The following is a 12,164-nucleotide window of genomic DNA, read 5'->3' as shown; positions in this document are numbered from 1 at the left end:
TATTTTAGGAGGTATATATTATGTCTGATAATTATAAATTTTTTAGTAATGATAAATGTGAATACTTTCCTTGCCATAAAGTAAGTGATCCTAAAAACTTTAACTGTTTATTTTGCTATTGTCCACTATATGCTTTAAAAGAAAATTGTGGTGGAAACTTTAAATATACAGAAAACGGAATAAAAGATTGTTCTTCTTGTTTAGTTCCTCATAATAAAAAAAGTCATGATTATATAATGAGTAAAATAGGTGATATCCTAAATCTAGGTAAAAAATAATAGTTTATAAATTAAATAAAAGGAGTAGTGATTAATCACTACTCCTTTTGCTTAATTTTTTATAACTAAATATCATTAATAAACTAATTGTAAATATAAGTATTAATATCATAATTGCTGAATGAAAGAAAAACTCTGCTGGTAATATGTTTATTACTGAGTCTAAGTTAGGATCAAATATCCAGTAATCATTTTTAAATAATATATTATGAAATACTTCAAAACTCTTTTGAAAATTTATGATCATAGGCATAATTAATACTATTGGTATTAATATCAATGTTACTGAGCTATATTTTAAAATTCTTAAATCTTTATTTTTAATACTTATATATATCCCTGAAATTAAAAAAATTAAAGTTATATTATTTAATTTTTTTACATTTTGAAATATATCTCTAACTTCCTCAAAATGAATTTTTCCTTGAACTGATGATTCTAATGTAGGTAATTTAAAATCTAAGTCACTATTGCTTGTATTGTAATCTATCAAATAATCATAATTAAGTTTTATATCTTCTTTAGTCATATTACTTAACTTTGGTATATTTAAATAATCTATGCTAAAATAGTATAATTGCTTAAAATTAACTGTAAATTTAATAATTGAAGTTATTATAAACAAGCTTATTGATAATGAAAATATCAAGTTTAAAATTCTATTTTTACTATACTCCATATGTTTTACCTAAACAATTTTAGTTGTGAAATCTTCTATATTCCACACATCATCAACTATATCCATATAAAATTCAGGTTCATGAGATACTAGTAAAACAGTTCCCTTAAATTCTCTTATAGCTTTTTTAAGTTCATCTTTAGCTTCTACATCTAAGTGATTTGTAGGCTCGTCTAATACTAAAAAGTTTATTTTCTTTAACATTAATTTACATAATCTTACCTTAGCAGCTTCTCCACCACTTAAAACTCTCATTTGGCTAGTTATATGCTCATTTGTAAGTCCACATTTAGATAAAGCTTGTCTTACTTCAAAGTTTGTAAGCCCTGGATATTCTGCCCATATTTCATCCATAGGTGTATTGCTATTTTCTCTTGAGCTTTCTTGTTCAAAGTAACCAACTTCTAGGTAATCTCCTAGTTCTACTTTACCATCAAATGGTTTTATTATCCCTAGAAGAGTTTTTAATAATGTTGATTTTCCTATACCATTCATACCTCTTAAGGCAATTTTTTGATTTCTCTCTAAAGTAAAGTTAAGCGGTTTTGTTAATGCCTCATTATACCCTAAAACAAGTTCTTCTGTTTTAAATACGAATCTACTTGATGCTCTAGACTCCATAAAAGCAAATGTAGGTTTTATTTTTTCTTTTGGTCTTTCTAATATTTCCATTTTATCTAATTTCTTTTGTCTACTGTTTGCCATACCACGAGTAGCAACTCTTGCTTTATTTCTAGCAACAAAATCTTCTAATTTCTTTCTTTCTTCAACTTGCTTTTCATAAGCTTGTTCTTCTTGTCTTTTCTTTATATCTCTAAGTCTTTCAAATTCATCATAATTTCCTTTGTATCTATTAAGCTCTCCATTTTCCATATGATAAATTACATTACATGTATCATTTATAAATGGTATATCATGAGATACTAATATAAAACTATTTTCATATTCTTGAAGATATCTTGTTAACCACTCAATATGTTCTACGTCTAAGTAGTTAGTAGGCTCGTCAAGTATTAATATTGTAGGATTTTCTAAAAGTAACTTTGTAAGTAATACTTTAGTTCTTTGCCCACCACTTAAATCTGTAACATCTCTATCTAATCCTATTTCACCAAGACCTAGCCCATTAGCTACTTCTTGTATTTTAGCATCTATCATATAAAAGCCACTATTTTCTAAAATAGTTTGTATTTCAGCCGTTCCATCCATTAGTTTTTTCATTTCAGCTTCATCAGCTTCACCCATTTTATCATACATGCTTATCATTTCTTGTTCTAAGTCAAACATAGGCTTAAAAGCATCTCTAAGCACTTCTCTTATAGATTTTCCTTTTGTTAATACTGTATGTTGGTCTAAGTAACCAACTGTTACTCTTGATGACCATTTTATATTACCTGCATCAGGCATTAATTTCTTTGTTATTATATTTAAAAATGTAGATTTACCTTCTCCATTAGCTCCTATAAGTGCTATATGTTCACCTTTTCTAAGTCTAAAAGATACATTTTCAAGTATAGTTCTTGCACCAAATCCATGGCTAACATTTTCAACTACTAGCATCTAAACACCTCTTCTTATTTTATTATCTATATCATAATAGCTTCTTTCTTTAATCAAATCAAGTGATACAAGTAATTTCATGTATTTTCATATATATTTAATAATGAATAAAAGCTCTCTTTATTAAAGAGAGCTTTTATTCATTATTAAATACTGTATCAAAAAACATCAACATAAATCCTGCAGATGTTCTTTGTGCCAATGGTAGACACTTTGTTCCTAACATATAAAACTTATTTTTTAAATTAGATACATTTTTATACATTTTATCATAGTTTATAGCATGGGTAGAGTTATAAACTGCATATTCTTCTACACTATTTTTTCTAATTAATCCATCTTTTGCTTTAAGTCTTGGTATAGACATATAATTATTTTTTATATATAACTCAAATTGTCTATGATTGTCTAGCAACTTTCCTTTAGCATGTTGAGGTATAGTTAGATCTTGTATTATATGGCATGCTACTCCAAAGTAAAAAAGACTTAGTTCAAATTTATTAAGATTAAAAAACTTAATAGCTTTATTATAATTTTTAGTTGATATTGTAAGAGCATTTTCTTCATATCCAAACTTACCTCTTTTTAAATGTGGATTATAAAAATGATGGTAACTTTTAAAATCTTGATCAGCCCATATTAAGCCTTTATTTATTTGCGGTAAATAACTCTTAAAAAATTCATATTCTTTCAAATATCCTTCATTTTTTAATATTTCTAATGCATTTGCTTGTATAAATACGTGTACTTCACAATCTGTAGTTATAATACTTTTTTTTACAGGATTAACTACTTTAAAAGTACTTGATAAAGCTTTTCCATAAACATTTTCTATTTTTTTTCTCATTATAATCACCTAATAGCTGTATACACAACTTAATTTTATTCCGATAATAACAATATATTACTTTTTTTAATATTTGTTAACCTTTATATTTATTTTTAATTACCATTTTCTCTATCTTTTAAATATATTTCTATACCATCTGCTACACTTTGCATCATTTTTCTTTGATATTCAGGGTTAGACATCATTAAATCTTCATTATAGTTACTCATAAATCCCATTTCAATCAATACTGCTGGTACTTTAGACCAATTAAACCCAGTCAAATCACCTCTTTCAAATATGCTATTTACTTGTATGCCAGCACCCTCCATTTGGTCTTTTATATTCATTGCACACTTATTGCTTTCTTCATATATTCCACTTGTGTATTTTCCATCTTTTTGCGGTATAAGTATAGATGCTCCTGTTTTTGATGAATTTGTCAAACTATCTGCATGTATCCTTATTGATAAATCTGCATTTTTTTCATTTGCTAAAATTGCTCTTTCTGAGTTACTTATATTTACTTCGTGACTTTCTCTAGTCATTATAATACTGTATCCTTTATTTTCTAATATATGTTTAAGAACTATAGCTGCTTCTAAATTAAGTTTATATTCTGGTTTTTTAGTTGCTATACCAGTTGCCCCTGATGATACTCTGGCTTTTTTAGCACTTGAACCTGGCCCTATTGGCTCTAAGTTCGGATCACCTTTTTCTTGATGACCGGGATCTATACATATTATGTATTTTTTATTTTCATTTTCTTTGTTTTCTTTACGTATAAAATTAGTTGACTTATATAAATTCATCAATGGATTTGAAGTTCCTATAAATATAATACCTATAGCTATAATACCTACAACTAAAAATTTATATTTTTTCATATTTTCTCTCCTTCCTTAAATTGTATATACATAATTTGAGCAATAGGCTTTATTTTTATGTAAAGTAATTAATTTATTTTTAAGTTGTTATCACTTATTCTATTTCATATATATTTATATATAAGTAATTTGGAGGTTAATATGTCTAAAGTACGTAAAACTAGAGTTATTAATAGAAATGATAATAACAATTCAAAACTTTGTCGTTTTGGTTATGTAGACTATATTGTCCTTGCATCTAGTTTAGCTGTAGCAATATCAGATGAAGTTAGTATAACAGATATAAGTATACTTTCTACTTTCTTTGCTGTTTTATCGGATGAATTAGCATTAATAGGATCTGTTAAAAGTTGTCATGAAAATTCTTCAGATAATGTATTTGTCCCTCCAGTTCCTGATACTGATACTGCAATTACAAGATCTAAGAAAAAAACAAAAAAAAGAAAAAAAATAAAAAAGATAAAAAAAACAATTTAAAGCACTTAAATTTAAAAATATTTTAGGTGCTTATTTTTATTTTTTGAAAACTATGGTTTTATTGTGTCTGTTTTCTATGGATTAAAATTTTCATCCTGCACAATCTATTATTAAAGAAGCACCAATAAATATCATCATGACTTTATCAGAAAGAAGGTGTTTTAGTGAAATTAAAAAAATTCTTTGCGATTTCGCTTTTATTATATTTTTTCTCTGTAGGATTCATTTATGCAGAAGCTAATATAAAAAATGATTCAAAATATTTGGTACCCATAGGAAATATAATGCAGATAGATGCTGAATTACAATCTTTGATGGTAAGAAATACTTTTAATGATTCTCCATTTAAAATTGGTGATTCATTAATTTCTGTAAATGATACTAAAATAAATAATTATGCTGATTTTTCTAATTTATTAAGCTCACTGCCAAATGATAAATCTATAAAGGTAGAAATCAAAAGAAATAACGAAATTTCAAATTTAAATGTAGATAAAGATGTTCTCGAAAAAGTTAATTTCAATAATATTATTTCTGGATTTGCAACACTAACTTATATTAATCCTACAAATAATACTTTTGGTGCAGTAGCACATCCTCTAAGTGTTGGATTAAATAGAAGTTTACCTATTAAAAATGGATATGTATCAAGCACACACAGTTTAATAATTGATAAATCTTATAAAGGTAATGTTGGATGTATTAATGGTCAAAAAAGTGAATTTATCGGTAATTTCAAAGATAATACAAACTTTGGGATTAAAGGAAAAATTCATACAACAGATTTTTCCAAATTAAAAAAATATAAAATAGCAAATTTAAATGAAGTAAAAACAGGAAAAGCATCTATACTTTTGCAAACTTCAAATGGTGATGCTAAAGAATATGAAATATGTATATTAAATATAAAAAAACAAAGAAATCCTGAATCTAAAACATTCAAAATAGAAATAAAAGATAAAAGATTATTATCTATGACTGGTGGAATAGTTCAAGGAATGAGTGGTACTCCAATAATTCAAAATAACAAGATTATAGGTGCTATTTCTCATGCGGTTGAAAATGATCCATCTATAGGATATGGAGTTTATATAGGATGGATGTTAGAGGGAGAATAACTCCCTCTTTATTTTGATTTTGTTGTATTATCACTAGGTAATACATTTATTACATCATCTTTAGGAACATTAACATAACTTTGTGGAACATCTCCAACTATTACCGTTTCACATATAGGTATTTGTATTTTCACTTCTTTTGTGGATGTAGTAAGAGGAACTACAACTTTTACTTGAGTTTTAGCTTTTAAATATATTCTATGTCTAGATTGATTTATTCCAGATGATTCAAAATCAGTTCCAAAGTCTACATATACAGTTCCTATTGGTTCTATAGATACTTTTATTTTGGGTCCATATTTAGCTAATAAAGGACTTCCTATAGCAGTTCCTATTGGTATATATGTAGATGTTGTTTTGATTTTTTTCATCTCTGACTGGATTTCCAAAGCCACTTTTGATGCTATCTCATTCATAATTATGGAATTTGCTTGCATCATAACTATATTTCCATCTTCTCCTGTTTTTACATTAATTAAATTTTCATACTTTATATTATTATCTATAACACTTGAAACAGCTTTATTAATAGACTTATTAGCAAGTTCTTCAGCCTTAGTTTCTGCTATTACCGTTATGGTAGGTCTAAGTTTATCGTCTATATATATAAAACTGCCTATTAGTATAGATAGTATAAAAATCATTATAAATATAAATATATTTTTCTTTATTTTCTCTTTTCTTTTTTTTACTAATATTTTTTTCATTAAAAAGCCCCCCTTAATATTTTATGTAAGGGAGGCTTTTAATTACTTCTTAATTATTAATTTTGCAAATTTTCTTTTTCCTACTTGTATTATATCTTCGTCTTTTAAAGCTACTTTATCAACTTCTAATTTTTCACCATTAAGCTTTATTCCACCTTGTTTTAATAGTCTTCTAGCTTCACTTGTAGATGGTGATAATTTTAATGCACTAACTACTTTAGGTATAAAGAATAATCCTTCTTCAGAATCTTCTATAGATACTTCCATTTCAGCTATATCATCTGGCATATTTCTTTTTTGGAATACAGATTTAAAGTATTGTTCTGCTTCTAAAGCTTTTTCTTCTCCATGATATAATTTAACTACTTCTTTTGCTAATTTCATTTTTAAATCTCTCGGATTAACTTTATCTTGTTCCATATCTGATTTCATAGCTTCTATTGAATCTGGATGTTCATCTGTAACTAATTCAAAATATCTTATTATAAGTTCATCTGGAATAGACATTGTCTTACCATACATATCATTTGGTTCTTCACTTATTCCTATATAGTTTCCTAATGACTTACTCATTTTTTTAACTCCATCAGTACCTTCTATTATAGGCATTAATAAAGCAACTTGAGGTTCTTGGTCATATTCTTTTTGAAGCGTTCTCCCCATTAATATATTAAACTTTTGATCTGTTCCGCCCATTTCAATATCAGCCTTTATTGCAACTGAATCATACCCTTGCATTAATGGATAGAAAAACTCATGTATTGATATTGACTGATTTGATGCAAATCTCTTTTTAAAGTCATCTCTTTCTAACATTCTAGCTACTGTATACTTAGATGCTAAATTTGCTACATCCATAAAGTTCATAGCTTGTAACCATTCACTATTAAACTTAACTATAGTTTTTTCTTTATCTAGTATTTTAAATATTTGATCTTGATAAGTCTTTGCATTTTCTAAAACTTGTTCATGTGATAATTGTTTTCTAACTGCTGATTTTCCTGTTGGATCTCCTATCATTCCTGTAGCATCACCTATTATTATAACTACTTGATGTCCTAAATCTTGAAATGCCTTCATCTTTCTTAATACTACAGTATGTCCTAAATGTATGTCTGGAGCTGAAGGGTCTAATCCTAATTTTATTGTAAGTGGCTTATTTTCTTTTGCTGACTTTTCTAATTTTTTAATAATATCTTCTTCCGATATCATTTCAGCTACACCTTTTTTAATTATTTTCATTTGTTCATTTATTTCGATCATATGTACACCTCACACATATTTTTTTTATACTTGTTAAAAATAATTAATATTGTATCATAGTTAAATACTAAATTCAATTAATGGTACTTATACTATGTTAATTAATTATTTACATAATATTCATTTTTATCTATAAAATACAAAACTATTTACATATATGATATAATATATTCTTATAGTAAGGAGGTTAATTTCATGGTAAATGACAACAATAACAAAAATAAAATTCGAAGAAAAAAAGTTAGTTCCTCTAGTACTAAGACTACTAACTCCTCAAAAAAATCTACTAAGAGTAGTAGTAAAAAGAGTAATAGTGGTTCTAATAAAAAAGATAAATTTAAAGTACTAAGAGCAATTGGTGTAACACTTTTAGTTACACTAGTTTTAGGGGTTGCTGCCTCATCAGCATTAGTTTTTGTAGCTTTAAAAGATGTACAACCAATAACTAAAGCTACACTTGATAAAAAAGTTGATACAGTAACTGAACTTTTATATAACGATGGATCATTAATGGGTAATCCTCCTACAGATAATAAAAAAGTTCCTATTTCTGTAAAAGATATGCCCATAAACCTTCAGCATGCACTTGTGTCTATAGAAGATGAGAGATTTTATGATCATAATGGTGTAGACTTTAAAGGACTTGCTAGAGCTGCTGTATCAAACCTAATAACATCTTCTTCTCCTGGAGGAAGTACAATACCTATGCAGGTATCTAAGAACTTATTAACATCTAAAGAAGTTTCTATAGTTCGTAAAATTAAAGATATATACTATGCTTTAGAAATGGATAAGACCCTTACAAAAGAGCAAATATTAGAACTTTATTTAAATAGTGCTTATTTTGGAAGTGGTGCAATAGGAGTTGAAGCTGCTGCTAATGCATATTTTGATAAACACGCAAAAGATCTTACAACTGCTGAAGCTGCAATGATTGTTGGTATAACTCAAAATCCAAATAAATATGCAGCATACCAAACTACCAAACTAGATGGAACTGAAACTAAAAAAGATTTAGAACAAAAACTAAAGTTCTACGTAAATAGTAAGGATGATAATTTTGATGATCCTAATAGAACTGAACTTGATATGATAGACAAACTATATCAATGGGGTCTTTTACCTGATGATGATTACTACAAGCAATTAAAAGACGGTACTATGGTTTGTAGAAAGGTAGAACTAAACCCTGAATCTAAGAAAAGACAAGAAACAGTTTTAATGAAAATGTTAGAACTTGGATATCTTACTCAAGAAGAACATGATAAAGCTGTTGCTCAAAAAATAGAAATAAAACTACCTAAGCCAACTAAAAAACCAGCCTCTACAGTGGAAGACCTTATAGAGGGTGATGTTATAAAAAGTCTTATAGCTCAAGGGTACACAGATGCTGAAGCTCATAACCTATACTTTAATGGGGGCTTAAAGATACGTACTACAATAGATAAAAATATGCAAAAAGAACTAGAAAGTGAATTTAATAATAGGGATAACTTCCCAGGTCATATAATAGGTCCAGATGGAGTTCCTCAGCCCCAAGCTGCAATGGTTATTTTAGACTATAGAACTGGACAAATTAAATCTTTAATGGGTGGTAGAGAAATAAAAGCTAGAAAAGTTTTAAATCGTGCTACTTCACCTCATCAACCTGGTTCTACTATAAAACCATTAGCAGTTTATACACCTGCTATTGACAACGGTAAAAATCAAGCAGATGTATTTAGTGATACACGTGGTGGTTACAAATTCGCTGAAAATAGAAAATGGGATCCAAAAACTACAACATCTGGTTCTGGATCTATGACAATGCGTAAAGCTTTAGCTATGTCTTCAAATACAATAGCTGTTAAAGTAGCTGAAACACTTGGTGATTCATATAATGATTCAATAGATGTTATGCTTGATTACTTAAAGAATTTTGGTTTATCAGATCTTAAGGATGGACCTGGAGGTGCTGATAGAAAATTCTCTGCCCTTACTTTAGGTGGTATGACAAAAGGAGTTTCTCCTCTTGATATGGCTGCTGCTTATGGTACATTAGCAAATGGCGGTATTTATGTTGAACCTATTACATTTACAACTGTTGAATCTTCCGATGGACAAGTATTAATACAAAATACACCATCAGAACATAAGGTAGTTGAACCTGAAATTGCATATGTTCTTACAGATATGATGAAAGCTGTTATTACAGAAGGTACAGGTCGTGCTGCTAGTCTTGGTGATATGCCTGTTGCTGGTAAAACTGGTACTACAAATGGTAATAAAGATGCTTGGTTTGTAGGATATACACCTTATTATGTAGGATCTACTTACATAGGAGATGACTATAGAACTATTCCTAAAACCAAAGAAATTGTACCTCGTAGAGGTGTTGTAAAAGGAAGTTCAACTTCTGCAAAACTATGGGCTAATGTAATGAAAAAAGTTCATGGTAATCTTAAGGCTACTGATTTTAAAAAGCCTAGAAATATAGAATTTTTCAATATAAATTTAATAAATGGTGAAATTGTAAGTAAAGGTGCTTATAACTCAGCAACTGCTGCTTTTATAAAAGGACATACTCCAAGTAGACATGCTGTTCATTCTGAGCCAGCTGTTCCAGAAACACCTTCTACAGAAAATAATAATGAAAATGCAGAAAATAAGCCTGCAGATAATCAAACTCCTGAAAATATAAATCCAGGAGATAATACAACTGGTGACAATAATAGTAGCACACCTAACTCAGGTAATAATAATACTGCTCCTAACCAAGGTAATAGTGGTAATACTGGTGGCACAACAAATAATGGTGCTGGTGGTACAGGTCAAACTACCCCAACTCCACCGGCTACAAATACTAAGCCAACTTCACCAACTACTCCAACTCCACCTACTACTTCAACTCCACCAGCTTCAAATACTCAGCCATCTCCACCGGCTGCATAAAAAAAAGAACTATATGATTTCTTATCATATAGTTCTTTTTTTTATGGTTTTGCCTTTGGAGTAAATATAACAGCCATCAAATAACCAAAGAATATAGCTGCTGCTATTCCTCCTGCTGTAGCAGTTACTCCTCCTGTAAACACTCCCATAAATCCATCTTGTTCTATAGCTTTTATAACGCCATTATATAGTGAATATCCAAATCCAATTATAGGAACAGTTGCACCTGCTGCTCCAAAATCAACTATACGTTCATAAATTCCTAGAAAACTTAAAATTACTCCAGTAGTTACATAAGTGACCATTATATATGGCGTCTGTAACTTAAAATAATCCATCATTATTTGTGCAATTAGACATATAATCCCGCCTACTAGAAACACTTTTATATAGTCTATTATCATAATACACACCTCTTATTCATTAGCTATTATTACTGCATGGGCTACACTCGGTATACTTTCTTTTTGCAATGTACTTGTTGGTGACAATAATGCTCCAGTTGAAACTAACATTACTTTATTGAATTTTTTATCCTTTAACATTTTATATATATATCCATTAAATACAGATGCTGAACATCCACATCCACTACCGCCACAGTGAACATCTTGATTTTCCAAATCAAATATTTCAACTCCACAATCAGTATATACCTTAGATATATCAATCCCTTTTTCTTTTAATAAATCTATAGCTATTTGCATACCAACCTTTCCTAAATCGCCAGTAGCAATCATATCAAAGCTATTAGGATCATCTTTTGTATCATTAAAGTAAGAATATATAGTATCTACAGCTGCTGGAGCCATTGCTGCTCCCATATTATTTGCATCAGTTATACCTTCATCTATTACCTTTCCTATAGTTATATACTTTACTTTTGGACCATTTCCTTGACTTGATAATAAAGAGCATCCGGATCCTGTAACTGTCCATTGAGCAGTCATAGGTTTTTGATTTCCTAATTCTAAAGGAAATCTAAATTGTCTTTCAGCTGTACAATAATGACTTGACGTAGATGCTGCAACTAAATCTGCAAATCCTCCATCAATTAACATAGATCCAATAGATAGTGATTGTGCCATTGTTGAACACGCTCCATATACACCTAAAAAAGGTATACTAACTGCTCTAGCTGCAAATGAGGTTGATAAAAGTTGATTTAATAAATCTCCTGCTACCATATAATTTACATCTTTTATTGTTTTATTAGCTTTTTTTACGGCATGTTCTACAACAGTTTGAACCATTTTACTTTCTGCAAATTCCCAACTCTTTTCTCCATATAAATCATCATCTAGTTTTATATCGAAATAATCTTTTAATGGTCCTTGAGCTTCTTTAGGCCCTACTATGGATGAAGTAGATATTATTACAGGTCCATTTTCTAATTTAACAGTCCTACTTCCTATTCTCTTTTTAGCCAATTAAA

12 protein-coding genes are annotated in these 12,164 nt (G+C 28.7%); 4 read left to right on the top strand and 8 right to left on the bottom strand.

The window, feature by feature from the left end:
* Positions 1 to 20: 20 nt before the first annotated feature.
* Complete coding sequence (locus ABFX13_RS06455) at positions 21 to 278, top strand: cysteine-rich small domain-containing protein (protein ID WP_147547181.1); 258 nt, start codon at positions 21 to 23, stop codon at positions 276 to 278.
* Between the two features lie 31 nt (positions 279 to 309).
* Here the strand turns inward: ABFX13_RS06455 and ABFX13_RS06450 are convergent, their stop codons facing one another.
* The 4 genes from ABFX13_RS06450 to ABFX13_RS06435 all read right to left on the bottom strand — a co-directional run bounded on the left by ABFX13_RS06450 (position 310) and on the right by ABFX13_RS06435 (position 4,233).
* Positions 310 to 957: a TIGR01906 family membrane protein gene (locus ABFX13_RS06450; protein ID WP_346044056.1), complete on the bottom strand. Its 648-nt coding sequence runs from the start codon at positions 955 to 957 to the stop codon at positions 310 to 312.
* Between the two features lie 9 nt (positions 958 to 966).
* Entirely contained in the window at positions 967 to 2,517 is a 1,551-nt protein-coding gene (locus ABFX13_RS06445) for an ABC-F family ATP-binding cassette domain-containing protein (RefSeq protein ID WP_346044054.1), read from the bottom strand.
* A 136-nt stretch (positions 2,518 to 2,653) separates the two neighbouring features.
* Entirely contained in the window at positions 2,654 to 3,364 is a 711-nt protein-coding gene (locus tag ABFX13_RS06440; RefSeq protein ID WP_346044052.1) for a zinc dependent phospholipase C family protein, read from the bottom strand.
* A gap of 95 nt (positions 3,365 to 3,459) precedes the next feature.
* A complete protein-coding gene (locus ABFX13_RS06435; RefSeq protein WP_346044049.1) occupies positions 3,460 to 4,233 on the bottom strand; it encodes an N-acetylmuramoyl-L-alanine amidase in 774 nt (257 codons plus the stop codon).
* Between the two features lie 141 nt (positions 4,234 to 4,374).
* On the opposite strand from ABFX13_RS06435, the gene ABFX13_RS06430 reads away from it, so the two are divergent.
* Entirely contained in the window at positions 4,375 to 4,710 is a 336-nt protein-coding gene (locus ABFX13_RS06430) for a hypothetical protein (RefSeq protein WP_346044047.1), read from the top strand.
* Between the two features lie 164 nt (positions 4,711 to 4,874).
* On the top strand, positions 4,875 to 5,828 hold the full coding sequence (locus ABFX13_RS06425) for a SpoIVB peptidase S55 domain-containing protein (RefSeq protein ID WP_346044045.1): 954 nt from the start codon (positions 4,875 to 4,877) through the stop codon (positions 5,826 to 5,828).
* 8 nt (positions 5,829 to 5,836) lie between these two features.
* Here ABFX13_RS06425 and yunB read toward each other — a convergent pair whose 3' ends face one another.
* A complete protein-coding gene (yunB, locus tag ABFX13_RS06420) occupies positions 5,837 to 6,535 on the bottom strand; it encodes a sporulation protein YunB (RefSeq protein ID WP_346044043.1) in 699 nt (232 codons plus the stop codon).
* 42 nt (positions 6,536 to 6,577) lie between these two features.
* Complete coding sequence (tyrS, locus tag ABFX13_RS06415) at positions 6,578 to 7,798, bottom strand: tyrosine--tRNA ligase (RefSeq protein ID WP_346044040.1); 1,221 nt, start codon at positions 7,796 to 7,798, stop codon at positions 6,578 to 6,580.
* A 195-nt stretch (positions 7,799 to 7,993) separates the two neighbouring features.
* Here tyrS and ABFX13_RS06410 point away from each other — a divergent pair, with 195 nt between their 5' ends.
* Positions 7,994 to 10,729, top strand: a complete 2,736-nt coding sequence (locus ABFX13_RS06410; RefSeq protein WP_346044038.1) for a transglycosylase domain-containing protein — start codon at positions 7,994 to 7,996, stop codon at positions 10,727 to 10,729.
* Between the two features lie 41 nt (positions 10,730 to 10,770).
* Here the strand turns inward: ABFX13_RS06410 and spoVAE are convergent, their stop codons facing one another.
* Together spoVAE and spoVAD are read right to left on the bottom strand one after the other, a co-directional pair.
* Positions 10,771 to 11,133 (bottom strand): stage V sporulation protein AE, encoded by a 363-nt coding sequence (gene spoVAE, locus ABFX13_RS06405; RefSeq protein WP_346044035.1) that lies wholly within the window; start codon positions 11,131 to 11,133, stop codon positions 10,771 to 10,773.
* A 12-nt stretch (positions 11,134 to 11,145) separates the two neighbouring features.
* Positions 11,146 to 12,159, bottom strand: coding sequence for a stage V sporulation protein AD (gene spoVAD / locus ABFX13_RS06400; protein ID WP_346044033.1), 1,014 nt, complete (start codon positions 12,157 to 12,159; stop codon positions 11,146 to 11,148).
* Positions 12,160 to 12,164: the final 5 nt, after the last annotated feature.

Source organism: Paraclostridium tenue (assembly GCF_039521565.1).
In the GTDB taxonomy this organism is placed as follows: Bacteria; Bacillota; Clostridia; order Peptostreptococcales; family Peptostreptococcaceae; genus Paraclostridium; species Paraclostridium tenue.
The sequence above is the reverse complement of the archived record's forward strand: the minus strand, read 5'-3'. Positions and strand labels throughout refer to the sequence as shown.